Source organism: Dyadobacter luticola (assembly GCF_005860805.1).
Lineage (GTDB): Bacteria > Bacteroidota > Bacteroidia > Cytophagales > Spirosomataceae > Dyadobacter > Dyadobacter luticola.
On the sequence record NZ_VCEJ01000004.1, the window covers coordinates 652699 to 673675 of the forward strand.

Sequence of the window (20977 nt, forward strand, 5' to 3'; positions counted from 1 at the left end):
AGTTTTGGTTAAGTATTAGGCAGGATCAATGTCACTTAGCTTGATAGCACGCGGTTTGACTTGAACACCTTTGATTTTAACCTGTTCGCCCCAATATTTTTTCACAATGTCGCTTAAGCCATCGGGAATAATAACTGAGTAATTTAAAGCCCCATCCACTTTTAGTCGAATACTACCTTTTTCATCATCAGCCGCAAAGAGCCGACCTGTCAACTCAACATTATCTTCAACTGTCGCATCGCTTTCAGGTTGATCGTCAAAAGATTGTATGCGAATATCTTCTCGTGTTCTTGTGAATTGGACGTCGGTAAGACTTCCTTGTCTAGCGATCGTCAATCCCACCAAATTAACTTCGTTCCCGTCTGGCGCTAGCTCCTTTGAAAGCCCGACAAAATTTTTATAGTATGTCTTATCAGGTATGTTGATTTTTAGTTTTTCAAAGTCTGCGGAATTTACCAACTCAATGTTCTCAACTAAGTTTTCAACAACTTTTACAGCTGGGTCAAAACCTTCTAATGTCATTTGTTCGGATAGTTCGCCAAGACGAATGGTAAATGCAAGGCTTGCCGCTCTGGGGACTGAAAGATACGGTTGAAAATTTAGTTTGATTGTTTTGGGTACGGCTCCTGATCTTCTGAAAGCCTTTCCTAACATTCTCTCGGCTGTTCTGAACGTTAGTTGTTCAATTGTATTAATTCTATCAAACACAAGTTCTGTTTTAGCCATACCGTAACCCACTCCACGCCCTGCAATAACTAATTGTAATTCAGTTGATTTTAAGGATATTCCTTGCAATTGTAGGTGTCGTTGAAAATATAATTCTTCGAGCAAATTTCTTAGCTCCTCAGCAATTTCTATGGGCGGCTCACCGGAGAGAGCCAGACAAATTAGTTTTTCAGCTTCTTTTGTTTCATCGCAATTGATTGCTAGCGATGCAGCACTTTTTAAAAGAACCGAAAGAGTAGGTTCACCCATATTTTCTTTTAATGCCGAGTGAGCTGCTGCTTTTTCTAATGCAAATGCTTCTTTGAACAGCTCCTTAGCTTCATTGAGACGTCCATGAAACTTCTTTACAAAAGCGATATCTGCTGCCGCGATTGCTTTGCTATGTAACTCCTGAACTTTCATTTTTTTACGCCGAAAATTGCCATAGGTTTGCTAAATTCTACAATTCCGACATAAGCTGGTAAAAGAAGATTATCGGATGGATTTGTCTGTTTAATTTTTACCTTATGTCTGGCGAGCATATCGCTTTCTTTACCTTTGAAGATTCCCGAAATTTCTAGTCTAGCTTTCCTTTGAAATAAAATGTCATCTTTTTTGCCTAACCAATAGTCGAATCCATTCTTTCTTGCAGATTTCTCGACAATGGTATAGTCGGTTAGACGAAGAGCAATTAATATTGCCAAGCAGACAGCGCCGTGCTCTGTTGCATAAAATTGATCTGCCCAGGTTCGATCAAGCTGATCATCAAATATATTATTCCAGGCCAGGCTTATTTCTTCGGTAGCGTCGCCTTGAAGAGCCAGTTGGGTGCCTTTGTAGCTATGGTTATGTCTGGCCAGGCAAACAACGCATCCTTCATAAAGATGACTGGCACTTGTTTTCGACAAACCAGGAAGCCCGTCTAAAATTGTTTGTATGTTCAATGTAAGGAGGATATGTATGTATAGATTTTAATGGGATGCAATATAAGATATTAGTTGAGGGTTAACAATCAGCCTCAAGTCTTGAAGCATCACTTCCTCTCCAAAACAACCGTGACCAACCCTCTCCCGGGCACCTTCACCCCATTCCTCCAATTCTTGCCCTTCCCAAACTGCATATCCACACCCTTCTTCGCAGTAGTAATATAGCTCCGAAATTCATTCTCTACCTTAAATCCACTCAAATCCAGTTTCAAAACCCGCTCTTCCGAAGTATAATTATTAACCACAAGCACAATCTGCTTCTCACCTGAAAAAACACTCACCATCACATCTTGCGCAATTTGAACAGGTGTCAATGTATCATTTCGACCAATGTTAAGCCGGTGCATTCCAGGCCTGACAAAGCGACTGTAATGCCCTAATGCCCAGAGATTTTTGGTTGCGGTTACTGTTCCGTCGGTGTATTCTTTATTAGCCGGGTTGAGGGCGATGAGGTAGTAGCGGGTGTCGAAATCGGGGCTGCCGGGTTCCCAGCTGTTCCAGAGTTGCCAGGCGGCGGCGTGGCCATAGACGAGGTCGTCGTGGATGACTTTGGAGAGGAACAGGGCGCAGTCAATGGCGGGGATCTTGCCGGTTTTGCCTTCCTTGTAGCCGTCGCCGAGCATTGAATATTCTGTTTGCCAGAAGTCTGCGCCGTATTTTCGGGTGGTGTCGGCGACGTGTTCGCGGATCGCAATGCGGGCGCTGTCGCCTTTGTCGGTGAAGTAGCTGTGGCCGCCGATCAAGCTGGGGACGTGTTTTAAGTTGCTGAGCTGCAGTGGACTGCCTTTTTGGAAGAAATGCTGTGTTTGATTGGCCGCACCGCCAGTTTTTCCATATAGATAATCTAGTTGTCCAGCTTCTGTGATCAGGATTTTGGAGGTGGAGCCAGTTTTGGTCAATTTACTATCCAGTGCACGCACGATTTTGGCAATATCCTCATTCCGCCACGGGCTACCTTCCTGCGAGCCTTTGCCATAAGGGTGCGACCAATCCCACTGCGGCTCGTTGACCGGACTTATGTAGTTGAAATGCAGGCCTTCTTTGTCAAAATGCTGTAAAACCGTCGCAAGAAATTGCGCATAATCTCCGTATTTCTCGGGCTTCAAATTTGCCTGATAATCCTTTTCCGTTTTGTAACCCAGACCATTTTTCGTGAACTGGATCGGCGGCGTGTTGGAGAATGCGATCAGGTTTTCGACGCCATATTCTTTGGCTTTTTTGGTAAACCAGAGGTAACCGGATTGTTTCGTCCAGTCGTAAGTGCCATCGGGTTTCAGGAAACATTCTACACGTCGGCGAAAATCGACAATGCCGCTGCTGTCGCCCTGCTCGGCTGTGCCGCCGCCAATGTTGAAGCGCCATGCAGAGAGGCCGATGCCTTTCGGGTTTCCACTTTTGTCCAATTCCTTGCTGAAAAGCCACTCAGCCAATTGCTCCCGGTTTGAAGTAGGCCAGTTTTTACCAATCCCTTCTGAAAACCACGCACCCGCCGCGCCGAAATTGTCGATACGCTGCGCCCGGTCATTTGCATTGATTTTGATAACCAGCTCTTTGGATTTCTGAGCGATTGCCGGATTTGAAATGACTAAAATGAAACAGAAAAGTAGAAGCCTGCACATATTGAAATTGAGTTAAAAACAATCCCGCACCCATTATTGCCAAAATCACGACTGCCGCCCAGCCGGCAATTTGCAATGCCAGCGGATGTTTGTAAGTACCGATTATCCTTGATTTTCGGCTCGCTACCAATAAAATCGCGAGCGCAATCGGAAGGACAAAACCATTTAATGTACCGACAAAAACGAGTACTTTGACGGGGCGCCCGACGAGCAGAAAAATGAGCGTGGAAACAGTGATGAAGGCAATGGTAATGTAGGTGCGGTATTTTTCAAGAAACGGATGAAATGATCTCAAAAACGAAACCGACGTATATGCCGCTCCGACAACCGAGGTGATCGCGGCACTCCAAATCATCAGCCCAAATAATTGTCTTCCGAATGTGCCAGCGGCATTTTCGAAAATGGAGGCCGTGGGATTGTCCGGATTAATGTTCGCGCCCGCCATCACGATTCCCAATGTTACCAAAAACAAAAGATACCGGATCACAGCTGTAACCAAAATCCCCGTCGATGCGCTCCGATTGACTATTCCCAGATCACTCTCCCCTTTTATTCCAGAATCCAGCAGCCTATGAGCCCCGGCAAATGAAATATAGCCTCCTACTGTTCCGCCGACTAAAGTCAGGGCGGCAATTGAGTTGAATTCCTGCGGAATGAATGTTTGTTGGAGAGCCGCGCCTAAAGGCGGGCTTGTTGTGAAGGTGATGTATAAAATTAATGCGATCATGATGAAGCCCAGGATTTTGGCGAAGCTGTCCATTGCCTTGCCGGCTTCTTTGAAAGAGAAAATCGCGACGGCGATGGCTGCGCTGGCGACTGCCCCGATTTCGACGGGGATTCCTGTCATGGCCTCAATACCTAATCCGGCCCCGGCTACATTGCCAATGTTGAAAGCCAATCCGCCGATTACGATCAGAAATGCCAGCAGGTAACCCAAGCCAGGGAATAATGCGTTTGCAAGATCCTGAGCGTGTTTTCCGGAGACGGTAATGATTTGCCAGATGTTGAACTGGACGCAGAGATCAATGATCACAGACAACAAAATCACGAACCCAAAGCTGGTGGTGAGCTGCTGGGTGAAAACGGTCGTCTGCGTCAGGAAGCCGGGCCCGACGGCGGAAGTTGACATGAGGAAGGCGGCTCCGAGAAGGGTTTTGGAGGTTTTGTTTGACATTGAAAATTTAACCATAACCCCCGCCACCGGGAGTTTCTATAATCAAAATATCATCTTTTTGAACTTCCAGGCTGCATATTCCTGGCAGTTCAGAAACTTCACCATTTGTAATCAGCGTATGCCTCCCGCGCTCGCCGTCTTCTCCACCATTTAATCCGTAAGGCGCCTCATTCCGATGCTGGCCTAGCAGCGTAACTTGCAGAGGTTCAAGAAACTGAATTTTTCGGATGATCCCGTCGCCACCATTAAATTTTCCCCGCCCGCCGGAATTTTTTCGGATTCCAAATTCCAGCAGACGCACCGGATATTTGCGCTCCAATTGCTCGGGATCGGTAATGCGCGTGTTGGTCATGTGCTGGTGGACTGCCGAGCGCCCGTTGAAGCCGTCTCCCGCGCCAGTACCTCCGCCAATTGTTTCGTAGTAGCCAAAGTGATCATTCCCAAACAGAAAATTGTTCATAGTCCCCTGACTGCACGCCGCCAGGCCAAATGCTTTCAACAAAGTATCCACCAATCGCTGACTTACCTCTGTATTCCCGCCGACGACAGCCGGACATTCCAGCGGATCATCTGAAAAATCAGGATGCAGAAAGCTGTTTTCAGGCAAAATAATTTCGACGTTTTTCATTAGACCATCATTCAGTGGAATTTCTTTGTTGACCAAAAGTCGCAATACGTACAAAATCGCGCTGTACAAAATCGAAATGTTGGCATTCAAATTGTTGGGATGTACCGGCGAAGTTCCTGTAAAATCGAAGATCTGTTTTTCATCATTCACTAATATTTTTACCTGAATCCGATGCCCATTGTCTAGCAATTCCGTTGCTTCAAACGTCTGGTTGTGATAGGGTTTCAGTGCAGTTTGTAATTGAATGATTGCGCTTTCTTTTAGCAAAATCATATATTTCCGCACCTCGGCCAGTCCATGTGTTTTTACCAATGTCAAAAGCTGCTCGCTACCTTTTCGCAATGCGGAAAGTGCGGCGATGATGTCGGCTTCGTTGGAAAGAAATGAGCGGGTAGGATAGGAGCCTTCGCAAAACAATTTCCGCATATTATCCCATTGAAAATCATCGGATTTGACCAGATATTGAGGCACGATCACAACTCCTTCCTCAGCAAGACAGGTCGCATCCGGCGGCATAGAACCAGGCGTTTTTCCTCCGATTTCAGCATGATGCGCGCGGTTGATGACGTAGCCGATACATTCATTTTCATCTTTAAAGACGCCTGAAATCAATGTAATATCGGGCAAATGTGAGCCGCCATATTTCGGATGATTCGTGATTACCACGTCGCCCGGACCGATTTCAATTGCTTCTTTGACCAGCCGGCCGCAAATGCCCATACTTCCCAAATGCACCGGAATGTGTTGTGCATTGACCAACAGCTCACCTTCCGCGTCGAGCAATGCACATGAGAAATCCAGCCGTTCCTTTACATTGACAGAAAAGGCAGTGCGCTGCAATTGAACACCCATTTCCTCAGCGATGGCTTTGAAACGGTTTGTGAAAAGCTGCAATGCGACGGCTTCGCTGTGCTGCTCGCTGGCGATTTCAGTTTCTTTGGTTTTGAGAATAATGGCGTCCTGATTGTCTTGGATAACTAATTTCCAACTTTCGGGAATGTAGGAAGTGGACGTATTGCTAAGCAAAATGGCGGGACCGGTGATCTGTTCTCCGGGTTTGAGTAAATCCCATTCGTAGATATTTGCTAATGTTGAGTCGGTTTCAGCATGAAGAATAGTTATTGTTTTAATTGGAACAACTTCCTGTCCTTCTTTTCTGACATTTTCAAATTCTGATTTAACACCTTTCTCCTGTAATTTGAGTTTCAGGCTTTCCAGTTCGACTATCAGATTGGCTGGGTAGTAGCCAAATTGTGCCCGATAGCTTTTCTCAAAATCAGCGATCGTATTTTCTCCATCGTAATCAGTTTCAATTGTGTTTTCTTGACCCGCAAATCGCAAAAAGCAGGTGCAAAAAGCAACTTCGAAACTTTCGACATTTTGTGCTTTCAGGATATTTCCGGCAGCTGTTGTCAATTCATTTTTCCAAAATTCAATTTGATTTTGTGAATTATTCCACGGCAGCAAGATTTGTTTTGAAACAATAGTACTTACCAATGCTTCTCCAATTCCGACCGCACTGAAAAGTCCAGCGTCATAAGGAATAATTACGGAATTCATATTTAGTAATTCCGCTAATTGACAAGCATGCAAGCCGCCCGCGCCACCAAATGCGATCAATGCAAATTCAGCAGGGTTAATGCCTTTTTCGACGGAGATTTTACGGATTGCGTCGGCCATTTTTTCATTAGCAATCCTTTCGAGGCCTTTTAAGATTTCTGTTGATGCTAATGTTTTACCGGTCTTTTCAAAGATTAAGTTGATTAATTCATGGAGTTTTGCGATAGCCGCATTTGCGTTTACAGGAATACCAAATTTCGAAGCATCCAACTTTCCGAGTAGCAAATTCACATCCGTAATCGTCAGCGGGCCGCCTGCTCCATAGCAGGCCGGCCCAGGCGATGCCCCCGCACTTTCCGGCCCGACTTGCAATGAAAATCCGTCAAACCAGCAGACAGAGCCACCTCCTGCTGCAACGGTTTCTATGGCAAGTGTCGGATTGTGAAATTCAATGCCGTCAATTTCTGTAATGTATTTCAACTCCGGCTCGCCGTCGATCAATGCGGTATCTGTGCTGGTACCACCCATATCGAAAGTAATCGCTTTGCTGAATCCCAGGCGTTTCGCGGTATTTGCGGCAGCAATCATGCCGCCTGCCGGACCACTTAGCAGACTATCTTTCGCCCGAAATACGCTCAACTCTGCCAGGCTCCCGGTGCTGGTCATGACTTTCAAAGTTCCTTCCGGCAGCTTGCTTTTTATATTAGACAAATATTGATCGAGAATCGGATCGAGGTAGGCATTTACGACGGCAGTTTGCGTGCGGCGGAGGTAGTGCGAAAACGGAAAAAGGTCAGCAGAGGCCGAAATGTATTTAGCTCCATTTTCTCTCAGCGCATTTGCAATGTCATTTTCGTGCGTGTTGTTTTTGTAGGAATGTAAAAAGGAGATAGCTACTGACTTGTAATCAGTTGGTTGGATTGCGCCCGGTAATGTTAATTCCTGCAAAATATTCCCTTCCGCATCCAGGCGCTCTTCGATTTCCTGCACGTCTGCATAAAGCAATTTTGGTTCCGGAATATTCAGCTGAAAAAGTGACGGCCGCTGCTGGGTACCAATGTAAAGCAGGTCTTTAAAGCCTTTTGTGACCAGTAGAAGCGTTCTCGCACCTTTTCTTTCCAATAAGGCATTGGTGCCTTTGGTGGTGCCGAGCCGCATTTCAATCGGAGGCAGCGGCTGGTTTAACGGTGTGTTGGTCAAAAGGCGTGCTGCCAAAATCGGAGCCTCTTCGCCGGTTGTGATTTCAAAATCAGCGGGAGCCTCAATTTTGAATTGTGTGCTTAACGTTAGCTGATTCGCAAAAGTGCTGATATTGCGAATCTTACAAGTTTTATTTTGCCCCAGCAACCGAAAAGTATAGCCTTCCAAAAGCGCATCACCAAAAGCCCATTTTGATTCAAATTCAAAAACGCCGGGCGCCAGTTCTTGGGTAATCCTCCCACGCAGGCAGCTGGAACTTAACACTTTTATTCTGGTCTTGTTTCCCTTGGGATCAATGGCGAGGCAGTCTGTAAAAGTACCACCGGTATCGATCCAGATTTGCCAGGGGTTTTTAGAATTACTCAAAATGAGGATTTATAGATGTTTTTTACAAGTTAGCAGGCATTTTGCTTAAATGCGAAATCATTGTATCTTAAATTAGTTAACTCGTAAAAACGCGATTATGGAGGTTAAGGAACGACTTATTAGTCAGATTGGTGAGATACTATGATTGCATCTCTTGAGAAATCCGAAATAGAAATCGAGGAAGGTAATGCACATGAAGATGTAATGAAAACACTTAAAGAATGGCTCAAAGGACGATAGTTTGGTCACCCAATAAAATCCCACCTACGGATCGATAGATGCTAATTACCCCAACCCTTCAATAAACCCCTTCTGATACTCCCTCGGCGACAACCCTGTCGTCTTCTTAAAAACCCTGTTAAAATTAGTCACATTGTCAAATCCGGTTTGGTAACTGACGTCCGAAAAGCCTTCAAATTTTCCTGAGAGGATAATTTTGCAGGCTTCGTTGATGCGGACTTCGTTTAGGAAGCCGATGAAAGTTTTGTCCGTGTGCTTTTTAAAATAGCGGCAAAATGCCTGGGGGGTCAGGCTGGCGATTTCGGATATTTCGGCGAGGGTAATGTGTTTTTTGTAGTGTGAAACGAGGTATTGGAAAATCCGATCCATGCGGATACCTTCCACCTCCGAAATCCGGTGCTCGCTGCTGCTGGTGGCCAACGGTTTCAGGTCACGAGTGGTAGTGAAATGATGCAGCAGAGAAATGAAGGATGCAATGCGTTGACTTTCTTTGGTTTGCATCACTTCCATGATCGATTTCTTGATGATATCCGATTCTTGTCCGGCAATCTGAAAACCATTATGCAAACCATTAACAAATCTTCGGATACCCGTCATCTCCGGGAGGCTTAGGATGTTTTGGGATAAATGTGCGGGATCAAAAAATATCGATACTGAGTGGATTTGCTTTTGCTCGGTGCCGCTAAAATAGGATTCATCGCTCTTGAAAATGTGGGATTGGTTCGGCCCTATAATGTATACTTCGCCGCTCTCGAAACGCTGCATGTAATTGCCGGCAATGAGAATGCCCGAGCCTTCCATCACCCACTCGATCTGTACTTCCCGATGCCGGTGCAGGTGGTTGTAGTAATGCGGAAGAATGCTTTCCTGCACCACCACCGTACTTTCCTTAGGGACCGGAATTGTGAATTGTACAACTTTCATGGGCACTTTTTTAAACAAATAATCCTGAGCGCCAGCATTCTGCGCCCAGGATTAAAAGCTTCATTTTCATTAATTTATTTGCTTAGCACGGCTTGTTCTTTCACAACCGTCATCACGCCTTTCATCAACCGCCAGTGGCCCGGGAATGTGCAGACGAACGGATATTCGCCGACTACATCTGGCACCACGAATTTCAGACGGAATGTCTGGCCTGGGTTTACCAGCGGGGTTGCTGCCAAAACCTGCGGAATGTTCGGAACGTAGTTTTTCTCGGCTCCGTCTTTCGCAGTGATCATTTTGTCAGCCGCTGCACCGATAATCTCGTAAGATTTTGGTTTTCCAACGACCACATTGTGCTGCATCGCATCCGGGTTTTCAAAAACGAGCTCAACCGTTTTTCCAGCGATTACTTTGAATTCTGTTACGCTGAACTTCATTTCTTCGCGGATGGCCTTGATGTTGACGATCTGCACATTCGGATCGGTAGTTACTTCTTCTTTGATGCCATAAGATTCGAGGAATGTTGTGTACTTCGCAGTCTGGTCGTCGGAAATGGTGTTTTTGATTGAGGCAAGATATTTTTTGCTTTCATCATTGGCTTTTTCCTGGCGTTTCGGGTTCCACGCGCCGATGATACCTTTCATCACCGCGTTGCGTCCCTGTAAGTCAATGGTTTGCGCAGTCTGGATTAATTTAATCACATCATCACCGCTCGCATAAGAGGTATATCCTCGCACGGCACGTTCCAATGCAAAATCCGAAAGCTTGTCGAGGCGGCGCACTTCGAAGGTTTTACTCATGGTGTTGTTTTTGATCTCATCCTTTTCTGGGACAATATTGTCCACATCCACCGTAGCGGTAACATTTACTTTTCCAGCTTCATCAGAAGTAAAACCAAAACCCGATTTCCATGGACCATTGTTACCTTCCACCAGTTTTACGGTTTCACCTGGAGCGATTCCATTTGTAAGTTGACGGCTGATATAGTTTGTATTTAGAGAGCGGCTTCGAATACCTACATTCACGACGGGCACTGTTCCTTTTGGAACCGCGACGCTGCCCTGGTTGGTAATGTCAATTACAACCCGCGCATACTCACGTACATACGGCGTTTTTGGTTCGATGGTAATGTTGGTGATCGCCAATTCCGCCGATCCTTGCACGGTCGGTTGCGCCGCAGTTTGATGGTCGCGGTGCATGGTTGAATGATCTACTGCCGCCGTCTCGTGGTTGCTCATGCCAGGCTGCGTTGCGCCTACTTTGCCAACACGTTGCGCTAGATATTTCTCACGCAGAGAACCGTTATGCGAGTTCAGAACTGCTGCAAATGCATCCGGCATCCAGCGATCGTCGGCCTGCGGATACGAATCCATTAAAGCCAGCACCGCGCTTTCGATTTCCGGCGTGTAAGGAATTTCCGAGAATGCCAGCAATGTATTCAGCACCACCAGCGGCTCTTTATCATGCAGTGCATCGGCAGCCAGCAGCGCCTGACCTGTAGCAGCGTTGTGAGGCAAAACTTGTACGGCCGTTTTACGAACGTCATTTGAAGGATGTTTCAAAGCTTCGGTAACAGACGCTAAAACCTGTGGATCAGAAATGGCATTCAGTCCGTTTAATGTCCAAAGAGCGTGGATCGCAGCCGTATTCAGCCCGATTTCGTCTACCGATTTGTCTTTAACCAGCTCCACTAATTTTGGTACAACATCTTTATTCCCACGCTCTACCAGCAATCGCTGAGCGTGACTGCGCCACAGCATATTGTTGTTTTTCAAGGTCGCTACCAATTCATCCGGGCGGTCTTTGCTCAAAGTGATCGGCGTATATTTCGGTGCGTTTTTCCAGCCAATGCGATACAGACGGCCATGCGTAAAATCACGCAAATCAGTCTGGTAAGCATTTCCTTTTCCGTTTTCTGATCCTTTTGGAGTCGGGTTATGCTGGATAATGTAACTATACCAGTCGGCTACCCAAACTGCACCGTCAGGACCTACTTCTGCAAACACTGGGGCAACCCACTCGTCGGCACCCGCCAATAAGTTGAAGCCCAATGCATCTTCGAAGTCCGTACCTTTTTTTGTTTCAATGTTCTGGTGCAAAATGTGCCCGGTAGGCTCGGAAACGAAAGCTACTCTGTTCCAATACTTTTTAGGATAAGCTCTTGCCGTGTAAAAATTATGTCCGGCTGCTGCGGTAAATCCGCCGAAAACGTCTACCTGACGCACTTTTGGTGTAATCGGCTGCATATCTTTATGCGTATCCGTGCTGCGGCTTCCGTTATCTACTTTGCTTTTGCCAAAATAGCGGTTTGGGATCGCAGAGTACCAGCCGTGTGAGTTGTTAGCAGTAGATCCGAAAAGGTCACCCGCTTCATTGAAACCCAATCCCCAGGTGTTATTGGAAGTCTTTGCAACAATTTCCATGTCGGTACCATCCGGCTTGAACCGGAAAAGCGCCTGACCAAAATCCAATGAATCTTTTTGTCCGAATTTCCCTTTGAAACCGGAATAACCCACTGCACCATAAACCCAGTTATCAAACCCATAATGCAGGTTTGAAGGACCCGCGTGAGTATCTCCTGTACCAAAACCGGAGAACAAGATTTTCTTCACATCCGCTTTGTCATCGCCATTGGTATCCTGCAAGAACAGCATGTGCGGTGCCTGTGAGACGATCAAACCGCCATTTGCGAAAACCAAACCGGTCGGAATGCTCAGGTCGTCCGAGAATTTCGTGAATTTATCGGCCTTACCATCTTTATTGGTATCCTCGCAAATCAGGATGTAATCGCTGCCACCGGTATCTTTTCTTTCGTTTGGATAATCTTTGGTGATCAAAACAAATAACCTTCCGCGCTCATCCCAGGTCATCGCGATCGGGTGCATCACGTCAGGTTCGTGAGCGAAAACATCCAGTGTAAAATCAACCGGAATTTGAATGTGTTTGACCGATTCTTCGGGAGAAAGCGGCAATTGTTGCATCTGAGGGCCAGGGCGCTGCTCGTAGTTGGGCAGTTTGGCTTCGCGGTATTCAAATGGTTTCGGTGCAAGTGCAGTCAAAGCAGCTCTTGCTTCATCGTTTACCGCCCAAAGAATCCCTTTTTCAATCAAATCCTGAAAACCAGGCACTGCCCAGGTACGCTCGTCGTGACCATAAGCGGTGTAAAAAATGCGGCCTTTTCCATGCGTTCTTACCCAGGTATACGGCTCTTTCTGTACGCCAGGCTTATCTTTTTCCTGATCTTTTCCAATCGTACGTTCCGTCAAAACAATGTTGTCGGGCTGCAATAAGGTATGCAGGTAAGTCTCGTCGATGGTTTTGAAAGGCTTCACACCTGCAATCGCAGGGTGATCAGGTTTTGTCCAAACCGGTTGAATGGTATCAAAAGTATGTCTCCAAAACTGCCCGCCGATCAGCTTCACGACTTCCGGATTGTTCCTGAAACAATAAGAAGCGCAGTGGATCGGAATAAAACCTTTTCCGCTAGCTACATAGTCAAGCAAGGCCTTGGCTTGCGGCGGGGCGATGGAATCCCAGTTGGCGTACAACATCAATGCATCGTACTTGTTCAAAGTCTCGGCATTGAGGTCGTTGAGATTGTCGGTATACGTAAAGTTAAAGCCCTTTGGGCCCAGTGCAGCCATAATTTGCGGCACACGTTCGGCGGGTTTATGATGTCCGTTATCCCCCAAAAAGAGAATTTCGAGACGCCGCCCTTTCGATGTTTCCTTCGCGGAAGTGCTTTTCATAGCCGCATTCTGTGACGATTGCTGCGACGCACACCCGAGGAGAACAATACCAAGGATAAAGGATAACGCTTTGGTTTTCATTGAGTTTGATTGTTTCTGTTGTAATTAGTGGCATCGTGCTAGCCCTTCGACTCCGCTCAGGGTGACAACGCGTTTTTGTCACCCTGAGCGGAGTCGAAGGGCTAGCACGATGCTTCTTTTATAAACTTTTAAAATCAGGCAACTGAATCAACGCCCCGCCCTGCAATGCCGACTCATGCGCCAAAATTCCGACACTTGTCCAGTTCGCTGATTGCCATGCGTTCGGGAACGGATCGCGATCTTCAATTAATGCGCTGATGAACTCGTGGCAAAGATGCGGGTGCGAGCCTCCGTGGCCGCCGCCTTGTACAAACGATAAATGCGCGTTGTCTTCCAGGTTATACACGCCGTGACCGGTAAATGCGCGGATTTCTTCCGGCAAATAATGTGCGTAATCCGGCGTAGTCACTTTTTCAGGAATTTCGTGCTCCGGTTTTTTCGCTGTATGGATCACAGGATCTTCGCCTTCGATCAGCGGCCATTCAAACGATTTTTTGCTTCCGTAAACTTCAAAACTCTCGCGATACTGGCGTGCCACATCGAATAAAGAGCGATAAACATAAGCTGACAAGTCACTGTCTTTGAACTTGATATGAGCCGATTCAACTGCAAAAGGTGAGTTGTGAATCTTCGCCAGATCTTCGCTGATCGTGCCCGAGCCGAAGCACGACACATACTCCGCTTCCAGTTTCAGCAAACCGGCCACTGGTCCTACGCAGTGCGTGGCATAGTGCATCGGCGGCAAGCCAGGCCAGTAATCAGGCCAGCCTTCCATATCCTGCTGATGGCTTGCTTTCAGGAACTGCACTTTTCCCAGCTCACCTTTTTCATATAACTCCTTGACAAACAGGAATTCCCGCGCATAAACCACGGTTTCCATCATCATATATTTTTTGCCCGATTCTTTGGTCGCCTTCACGATTTCGATGCAATCTTCCACGCTCGTCGCCATCGGTACGGTGCATGCTACGTGTTTTCCGGCGCGCAATGCTTTTAATGTTTGCTCGGCGTGGTTGGGGATCGGGGAGTTAATGTGCACCGCGTCTACATTCGGGTCAGCCAAAAGGTCGTCGTAGCTCGTGTAACGTACCTCAATTCCGTACTGGTCGCCCACCGCATTGAGTTTAGACTCGGTGCGCTGGCAGATGGCGTACATGTTTGCATAGGGATGTTGCTGGTAAATGGGGATAAATTCGGCTCCGAAGCCCAATCCGACAATGGCAACATTAATTTTTTGGGACATGCTACTAAACAGGTTAATTGATTAAGTTAGTCAAAAGGTTAGGTATTCGCTTGTTCGGCGCTGATTTTAAAGGTTCAGCGAATACAAATGCCACGTTATTATGCAGATTTTGGCAATACAATTTTAAAGTAAAATAATGCTAAAAACTTTACGTCTTTTGATTAGTACTGACTTTATTTTGACTACCATATCAATTAAATGAGAAGTTTGTTGCAAAAAATAGACATAAAAACCCACTTATGATCAGACACGCAGTTCCAGCAGACAGCCCGGCAGCAGTTCCGTTAATCATACTGGCGATGGACCAGATTGCGCTTTCCTTCGCGAATGTTGACAAACCAGAGGAAGCAGTGCCATTTTTTAAGTCATTTTTTGAAACTGAAGGGAATCAGTACGGCTATCAAAATACCCTTGTTTTTGAAGAAGATGCGGAAATCGTAGGCTTGATCCTCGGTTACGATGGTGGAAAATTGCATGAATTGAGGCAGCCCGTTTTAAAGGAAATCCGGAAGTCACAGCCGGACTATACACTTTCTAACGAAACCGAGGCTGGCGAATTTTACATTGATTGTCTGGCAGTTAGTCAAGAACATCACGGCAAAGGAATTGCGAAAAAATTAATCCGGGCGCTTTGTGACCACGCTGCTTCGCTCGGGTACAAAAAAGTTGGGCTGATTGTAGATCAAGTCAATCCGAAAGCCAGGAAATTATATGAAGATGTAGGTTTTCAGGTTTTCGGCGAAAAGGATTTCGTCGGCCACAGGTATGACCACATGGTGCGAGAAGTATTATAAAAAGCGAAGTAGTATCAAAATGACCCCTGAACCCATGAAACAGCGGCTTGTATCGCTCGATGTCCTTCGCGGACTGACCATGATCCTGATGACCATAGTGAACAATCCCGGCGATTGGGAGCACGTATATGCACCCCTGTTACACGCGGAGTGGCACGGTTGTACACCTACGGACCTGGTTTTCCCAACATTTCTTTTCATCGTCGGCGTATCGGTCGTACTGGCGTCTGCGCCTAATGTCAGCGACCAAATTATCCTGCAACGAATTGTCACCCGCACATTGCGGATCTTCTGTCTGGGACTTTTCCTGAGCTTTTTTAGCCGGATACAATTTGCTGGGTTGGAAGATGCAGCCTTACTGGCTTTCAGACTGGCGATTACGGCAGTCGTGGTAGTGGCGTTATTTGGTAATTACGACAGAAAACTGCAATTCTGGGTCGCAATCGCCTTATTTACTATCATGTTAATCTTGGCTTTCGGCGGATTTGAGGATTTCAAAACCGTCCGCATTCCCGGCGTTTTGCAGCGCATCGCCATCGTTTATCTCATCGTCTCGCTGCTTTATTGGCGGACTGGCTGGGTCACGCAGGCAATCGTCGGCGTAAGTGTTTTACTAATTTATTGGGCAATCATGACATTGATCCCCGTGCCGGGAATCGGAGAACCAAACTTTGAAAAAGGCACAAACCTGGCCGCCTGGCTGGATAACTTCCTGCTTCCCGGCCACTTATGGGCAACTTCCAAAACCTGGGACCCGGAAGGAATCCTGAGCACATTACCCGCCATCGGCACCGGCATCGCGGGCTTACTCGCCGGAGCATTACTCAAATCCAATCTGGAAAAGCCGCGCAAAGCGTTCTATCTTTTTGTTGCCGGATTAGCAGGCGTACTAATCGGCTTTATTTGGAGTTTCGTTTTTCCTCTCAACAAGGCACTCTGGACCAGCAGCTTCGTCCTCTACGCCGCCGGCTGGGCACTGATTTGTCTGTCAATTTTATTTTATGTGATTGATATAAAAGGTTTTAAAAGCTGGACAGCCTACTTCGTCATGTTCGGCGTGAATCCGATGGTCGTCTTTTTCTTCTCCGGCATCATCATCAGGCTGCTCAATGTGGTAAAAATCACAAACCCCGCCAAGCCATCTGAGCAAATGAATCTTGTGCCTTATTTTTACCAATATCAGATAGTTCCGAGGTTCGAAAGTCCGTACAATGCTTCGCTGGTGTACGCTTTGCTTTATCTGCTGATCTGGTCGGTGATTTTGGTGGTGCTGTGGCGAAGGAGATTGGTTTTTAAAGTCTAATTTCCATAAGATGCACGCCTAAGAGCCAGCGGCTCGACCGATCTCATGGCCCCGGATTTCAATCCGGGAGCCTCCGGTGCTGTGGCTGATCCACGGACTGAAGTCTGTGGTTAAGATATCGGTCGAGCCTCTGGCTCTTGTTAGTTGTTGTTTTATATTTTTATCGTTGACCTCTTTCCAGCCTCGCAATAAAAGTCGCTGTCCGAAGATTATTTACAATATGCACCCGCATCTCCGGCGTCACCCGCGCCAGATTTTCGGTAAAAAGAAAATTCTCCACCATCACATGAAGCGATTCAATCATTTCAGCAGCGGAGTCTCTTCTGAAAAATTCGTCGACAATGTTCAATTGGCTCAATGTTGCCTGATCAGCAGCCTTAGTTTGTTGTGATTTTGAATCTTGGTGATTGTTCATAGTTTTGTGAAAGTTTAATTGTAATTGATTGAACTGAACCCGGATGTAATGTTTTGCGACTGTACTCCGGGTTTTTCTTTGCGCCCATCTGTGGAATTTTTCCAAATTTTGGCGCGAAATTTTTTTACTTTAATTTAAAAGTGATGAGTGTTTTTTCGTCCACATCCCCAAAATCTGATAATATATCCTTCATACGTTTGTGCGATATCCCTTTGTTATATGTGAAGTCCCGCCAGCCATTTAGATATTTTCCAACCTTAACATCTGCTGGTAAAGCTGGGTAAATATTTTTTAGCCACCACTCAAATGCTTCTTCAATGGAAGAGAATTTTTTCATATTACAAATATAAGCGTCTGTGGAAATATTCCAAATTGAAGGTGTCTTAACTTGAAATATAATTTACTCCGTTTTGTATAAAACCTCTGTTCTTACTTCTATTTCGCCAAACTCATTAAGTATAGTTTTCATTCTTTTCTCGGTAATACTTCCGTTATGCGTATAATCCCTCCAAGCATATGTTAAACGTCCTTTCTTCTGGTCTGCGGGAAGTTTTTTGTAGGTGTTTTCAAGAAACCATTTGAAAGCCTCGTCGATCGATGAAAATTTAATAGTCATTTTGGTAAATACTTAATAATAGTCTGAATCTCAAATTCACCGTATTCCGATAAAATTTCCTTCATCCTTGCATGGGATATTCCTCGTTTGTGAGTGAAATCTCTCCAAGCGTAGGTAAGTCTTCCTTTCTTAGCCTGAGCGGGCAATGTGGGATAAATTGTGGCAAGCCACCATCCAAAAGCTTCGTCAATCGAGTTAAAAGTTTTCATTCAGTCGCTTTTCGTACATTTCAAGCTCTGCAATACCTTCCAAAGTGGTAGGGCCGGTGATTGGAAAATGTTTTTGTTCATATTCTAGCAAAGCGAGTGCGATCGCAAGAATTTCATCTGACTCTTCGGCGGTCACGTTACACTCACCCTTTTTCATCAAAGCATCAACCTTATTGAGCAGCTTTCTGTACTTTTTCTGATTTGTCACGAGATATTTATTGACCAGTGTAGACATGACAGTAAGAAATGTTTGATCGGCTAAAATGTAACACAAAAAGTATTGTTTCCTAATCCGTTTATTTGCTGGTAACAAGAGTTTTTAAAAGGTATCGCTTCAACTTTATGACCGCCACTTTACTGCGAAAACCGGTTAAACAAGAAATCTAATTTCCTGTTTAACCGGTTTTCGTTATTGCGTTTTATGAGAGCCAGAGGCTCGACCGATATTTTAACCTCGGGTTTTAACCCGAGGCAGGCATGACCCAGACGCTTGATATGACTGGTGTTGACTGATACTCAGTCGGCATCTCGCTCCTTGTCTCTCCGGGTTGAAACCCGGAGTTAGGACATCGGTCGAGCCTCTGGCTCTTGGTGCTACAACTGCTCGATCCTTCTCTTGATAAACCCCAACCCATCCCGCATCAACTGCTCTTCCGAATCAAACATCTTCCGCCAGATATTAGCCACCGGCAGCTTCGGACTAAATGCTTCAATGCTGAGCCAGCCGTCATAATTAATGTCCTTAATCGCCTGAAAAATACCGTCCCAATCCACATTTCCTTTGCCAGGCGTGGAGCGGTCGTTTTCGGAGAGTTGTATGAAGGTGATATCGTTGGCGGCTTTGCGGATGGCGTCGCCGATGTTTTTTTCTTCGATGTTGGCGTGAAAGGTGTCGAACATGATTTTGCAGCTCGGGTGGTTCACCTCTTTCACAAAACGCATCAGCTCGTCGGTGCAGCTGGTCAGGTATAATTCAAAACGGTTGAGGTATTCGAGGCCGAGTGTAATGTCCAGCGATTCGGCATAATCCGCCACTTCGCGGATGCCTTCGAGGCCCCACTGCCACTCTTCCTCGGTAGCCGGCTGACCGGTGAAAACACCCAACGCAGAATGATAAGGCCCCATCAGTCGGGTTGCGCCTAGTACCAGCGAGCAGTCAAGTGCACTTTTCAGATGGTCGATCGTGTGTCTGCGCATTGCAGGATCGGGGCTGATCAGATTTTGGTCCGGGCCGCAAATCGTGTCCGTTTCGCAGGCAAGTCCCAGGCTGTCAAGCTTTTTCCGGAAGTTGAACCAATGTTCCGGATTTGTATTAAATATAGGCACTTCCACGCCGTCAAAACCGATTTCTTTAATCAATTCCAATGTTGGAAAAAGTCGGTCGTCAATTTCAGTCCCCCACAAAAGGAGGTTCATGCTGTATTTCATCAAATGCAAAATTTAACTGTAAAATCGTCGGGCAAGTAATATCCGTACAATTTTACAGCAAAAAAATACCCTTTATTTGATTCGTTTTGACAAGTACTGATTTGATCTTGATATACACAAAAAAGCAGCTCCGGCCTTCGGACCGAAACTGCTCTAATATTTTCAATGTAAATGTTATTGTACCCTGGTGAAAATCAGTTGGTTGTTATTCTCGTAAAACAAAACAAGCCGGTTTGCCTTCAAGTCATAGACATTCACATTCGGCAATGCATTCACAAACAGGTTTCCCCAGGTTGTTTCCGCTCTTTCAGTACCGCCGCCGCCGATCTGGATGGTATTTTGCTGGGCGGTTTCATAAAATCCTGTGAGCAGATTGCTGGAAGACGTTCCTTCCAATTCGCCTTTTTCTTTAAAATTCAAACTTACTTCAAACTGGCCTTTCGCCGGAGCAGGTTTTTTAATGGTCACGTTATCCTGCACAATGCTTTCCAATTCCCACTTACCTGTGAGCTCCATATTACTGTTGATTGTGGTTGTTTTTCCACAGCCCGCCAACACAAAAACAAGCAGCAACGATACTGCCGGATGTACAAAGCTTTTCATAATGCTTAAAAAGATAACAGAGTAACGAAATGAAGACATGGTGTCAAATAAAGGGTTGCAATGGTTAGTTGCGACAGCAGAATATTCCAAAAATTATGCCATTCGCCAAACCGCCTGATAGCATCGATTACAACGCTGACATTACTTGATTCGTTTACCGCTTGCTAAATGAATTTCGGCCGGTAAAATGGTTAAGTAATCGTATTTTGATGTTAGATTTACTGACCCTTAAATTTCAGTGGTAAAATTCAGGAGTTTGTATGAAGGCACCAATTCATAAAAATGTGGAAAGCCAGGTGCGCACAGTAACTGTCCAGGAACTTAAAGCGCCTCATTTTGATCCAAATTGGCATTTCCACCCGCATTACCAGTTATTTACCGTTTTGGAAGGCACCGGAAAACGCCTCATCGGTGATTCTGTCCAGACTTTCGAGCCTGGCGATACCGTTTTCCTTGGCCCTGACGTTCCCCACCTGTGGCGCAGCGATCCCGCCTATTTCGACCAGTCGTCCAACCTCATGACCCACGGCATCGTGCTGTACTTCCAGGAGGATTTTTTGGGCAAAGATTTTCTTGAAAAACCGGAAATGTTAGCGCTCCGGCAGCTACTGATCGACTCCAAAAGAGGCATCGAATACAAGGGCGAACTGAGGGAGCATATACGCAGCGAATTAATGTCGCTCACGCATACCGAAGGTTTCAAAAGCATTTTGCAACTCCTCACATTGCTCGACAAGCTGGCCCACGAAACCGGCGGCAGCCCGATTTCGAGTTATGGATATGTAAATACCTACAAAGTTTCGGAAACCGAGCGCATGCAAAAAGTACACAATTATGTGCTGCAGCATTTTTATCAGGAGATCAGACTGGGCGATGTAGCCTCGCTGGCAGGGATGACGGAGGCCGCTTTCTGCAGATATTTTAAAGCGCGCGCGAACAAGACTTTTATCGATTTTGTAAACGAAATCCGGATTGGACATTCGTGCAAATTATTGCTGGAAGATAAATGGACCATCGCCCAGATCGCCTACGACAGCGGATTTGATTCACTTTCCAACTTCAACCGTAATTTCAAAAAATACATTGGCCAGACACCGCGGGAGTATAAAGGGAATTATTAAGGTTTTATTTTAA

General features: G+C 45.9%; 17 protein-coding genes. 3 read left to right on the forward strand and 14 right to left on the reverse strand.

Annotated elements, in window-relative coordinates:
* Positions 1-15 precede the first annotated feature (15 nt).
* The 8 genes from FEN17_RS13460 to FEN17_RS13495 form a co-directional block, all read right to left on the reverse strand.
* Positions 16-1128: a hypothetical protein gene (locus FEN17_RS13460; RefSeq protein ID WP_138365869.1), complete on the reverse strand. Its 1113-nt coding sequence runs from the start codon at positions 1126-1128 to the stop codon at positions 16-18.
* Entirely contained in the window at positions 1125-1649 is a 525-nt protein-coding gene (locus FEN17_RS13465; protein WP_138365870.1) for a hypothetical protein, read from the reverse strand. Before FEN17_RS13465 ends, FEN17_RS13460 begins: the two co-directional genes overlap by 4 nt.
* An 89-nt stretch (positions 1650-1738) precedes the next feature.
* On the reverse strand, positions 1739-3310 hold the full coding sequence (locus FEN17_RS13470) for a glycoside hydrolase (protein ID WP_138365871.1): 1572 nt from the start codon (positions 3308-3310) through the stop codon (positions 1739-1741).
* Positions 3213-4484, reverse strand: coding sequence for an NRAMP family divalent metal transporter (locus FEN17_RS13475; RefSeq protein WP_138365872.1), 1272 nt, complete (start codon positions 4482-4484; stop codon positions 3213-3215). Before FEN17_RS13475 ends, FEN17_RS13470 begins: the two co-directional genes overlap by 98 nt.
* 7 nt (positions 4485-4491) lie before the next feature.
* Entirely contained in the window at positions 4492-8238 is a 3747-nt protein-coding gene (locus FEN17_RS13480; RefSeq protein WP_171037925.1) for a hydantoinase B/oxoprolinase family protein, read from the reverse strand.
* A gap of 285 nt (positions 8239-8523) precedes the next feature.
* Complete coding sequence (locus FEN17_RS13485) at positions 8524-9402, reverse strand: helix-turn-helix domain-containing protein (protein ID WP_138365874.1); 879 nt, start codon at positions 9400-9402, stop codon at positions 8524-8526.
* A gap of 74 nt (positions 9403-9476) precedes the next feature.
* Positions 9477-13232, reverse strand: a complete 3756-nt coding sequence (locus FEN17_RS13490) for a PVC-type heme-binding CxxCH protein (RefSeq protein WP_138365875.1) — start codon at positions 13230-13232, stop codon at positions 9477-9479.
* A 118-nt stretch (positions 13233-13350) separates the two neighbouring features.
* A complete protein-coding gene (locus FEN17_RS13495) occupies positions 13351-14475 on the reverse strand; it encodes a Gfo/Idh/MocA family protein (RefSeq protein WP_138365876.1) in 1125 nt (374 codons plus the stop codon).
* A gap of 239 nt (positions 14476-14714) precedes the next feature.
* On the opposite strand from FEN17_RS13495, the gene FEN17_RS13500 reads away from it, so the two are divergent.
* Both FEN17_RS13500 and FEN17_RS13505 read left to right on the forward strand, forming a co-directional pair.
* The gene (locus FEN17_RS13500; protein WP_138365877.1) at positions 14715-15269 is read left to right on the forward strand and encodes a GNAT family N-acetyltransferase; all 555 of its coding nucleotides are present in this window, start codon (positions 14715-14717) and stop codon (positions 15267-15269) included.
* A 34-nt stretch (positions 15270-15303) separates the two neighbouring features.
* Positions 15304-16572: an acyltransferase family protein gene (locus FEN17_RS13505; RefSeq protein ID WP_138365878.1), complete on the forward strand. Its 1269-nt coding sequence runs from the start codon at positions 15304-15306 to the stop codon at positions 16570-16572.
* 160 nt (positions 16573-16732) lie between these two features.
* Here the strand turns inward: FEN17_RS13505 and FEN17_RS13510 are convergent, their stop codons facing one another.
* The 6 genes from FEN17_RS13510 to FEN17_RS13540 all read right to left on the reverse strand — a co-directional run bounded on the left by FEN17_RS13510 (position 16733) and on the right by FEN17_RS13540 (position 19843).
* Positions 16733-16987, reverse strand: a complete 255-nt coding sequence (locus FEN17_RS13510; RefSeq protein WP_138365879.1) for a hypothetical protein — start codon at positions 16985-16987, stop codon at positions 16733-16735.
* Positions 16988-17111: 124 nt separating this feature from the next.
* Entirely contained in the window at positions 17112-17324 is a 213-nt protein-coding gene (locus tag FEN17_RS13515) for a hypothetical protein (protein WP_138365880.1), read from the reverse strand.
* Positions 17325-17599: 275 nt separating this feature from the next.
* Positions 17600-17812, reverse strand: coding sequence for a hypothetical protein (locus FEN17_RS13525; RefSeq protein ID WP_138365882.1), 213 nt, complete (start codon positions 17810-17812; stop codon positions 17600-17602).
* A complete protein-coding gene (locus FEN17_RS13530) occupies positions 17799-18047 on the reverse strand; it encodes a hypothetical protein (protein ID WP_138365883.1) in 249 nt (82 codons plus the stop codon). Before FEN17_RS13530 ends, FEN17_RS13525 begins: the two co-directional genes overlap by 14 nt.
* Before the next feature lie 359 nt (positions 18048-18406).
* On the reverse strand, positions 18407-19240 hold the full coding sequence (locus FEN17_RS13535) for a sugar phosphate isomerase/epimerase family protein (protein WP_138365884.1): 834 nt from the start codon (positions 19238-19240) through the stop codon (positions 18407-18409).
* 174 nt (positions 19241-19414) lie between these two features.
* A complete protein-coding gene (locus FEN17_RS13540; RefSeq protein ID WP_138365885.1) occupies positions 19415-19843 on the reverse strand; it encodes an META domain-containing protein in 429 nt (142 codons plus the stop codon).
* 260 nt (positions 19844-20103) lie between these two features.
* Here FEN17_RS13540 and FEN17_RS13545 point away from each other — a divergent pair, with 260 nt between their 5' ends.
* The gene (locus FEN17_RS13545; protein ID WP_138365886.1) at positions 20104-20964 is read left to right on the forward strand and encodes an AraC family transcriptional regulator; all 861 of its coding nucleotides are present in this window, start codon (positions 20104-20106) and stop codon (positions 20962-20964) included.
* Positions 20965-20977 lie beyond the last annotated feature (13 nt).

What these genes read in the sequence shown, in the direction of transcription:
- FEN17_RS13460 (WP_138365869.1), bottom strand. Translation starts at nt 1,128, where the DNA reads ATGAAAGTTCAGGAGTTACATAGCAAAGCAATCGCGGCAGCAGATATC.
- FEN17_RS13470 (WP_138365871.1), bottom strand. Translation starts at nt 3,310, where the DNA reads ATGTGCAGGCTTCTACTTTTCTGTTTCATTTTAGTCATTTCAAATCCG.
- FEN17_RS13475 (WP_138365872.1), bottom strand. Translation starts at nt 4,484, where the DNA reads ATGTCAAACAAAACCTCCAAAACCCTTCTCGGAGCCGCCTTCCTCATG.
- FEN17_RS13485 (WP_138365874.1), bottom strand. Translation starts at nt 9,402, where the DNA reads ATGAAAGTTGTACAATTCACAATTCCGGTCCCTAAGGAAAGTACGGTG.
- FEN17_RS13490 (WP_138365875.1), bottom strand. Translation starts at nt 13,232, where the DNA reads ATGAAAACCAAAGCGTTATCCTTTATCCTTGGTATTGTTCTCCTCGGG.
- FEN17_RS13495 (WP_138365876.1), bottom strand. Translation starts at nt 14,475, where the DNA reads ATGTCCCAAAAAATTAATGTTGCCATTGTCGGATTGGGCTTCGGAGCC.
- FEN17_RS13500 (WP_138365877.1), top strand. Translation starts at nt 14,715, where the DNA reads ATGATCAGACACGCAGTTCCAGCAGACAGCCCGGCAGCAGTTCCGTTA.
- FEN17_RS13505 (WP_138365878.1), top strand. Translation starts at nt 15,304, where the DNA reads ATGAAACAGCGGCTTGTATCGCTCGATGTCCTTCGCGGACTGACCATG.
- FEN17_RS13510 (WP_138365879.1), bottom strand. Translation starts at nt 16,987, where the DNA reads ATGAACAATCACCAAGATTCAAAATCACAACAAACTAAGGCTGCTGAT.
- FEN17_RS13515 (WP_138365880.1), bottom strand. Translation starts at nt 17,324, where the DNA reads ATGAAAAAATTCTCTTCCATTGAAGAAGCATTTGAGTGGTGGCTAAAA.
- FEN17_RS13525 (WP_138365882.1), bottom strand. Translation starts at nt 17,812, where the DNA reads ATGAAAACTTTTAACTCGATTGACGAAGCTTTTGGATGGTGGCTTGCC.
- FEN17_RS13530 (WP_138365883.1), bottom strand. Translation starts at nt 18,047, where the DNA reads ATGTCTACACTGGTCAATAAATATCTCGTGACAAATCAGAAAAAGTAC.
- FEN17_RS13535 (WP_138365884.1), bottom strand. Translation starts at nt 19,240, where the DNA reads ATGAAATACAGCATGAACCTCCTTTTGTGGGGGACTGAAATTGACGAC.
- FEN17_RS13540 (WP_138365885.1), bottom strand. Translation starts at nt 19,843, where the DNA reads ATGAAAAGCTTTGTACATCCGGCAGTATCGTTGCTGCTTGTTTTTGTG.
- FEN17_RS13545 (WP_138365886.1), top strand. Translation starts at nt 20,104, where the DNA reads ATGAAGGCACCAATTCATAAAAATGTGGAAAGCCAGGTGCGCACAGTA.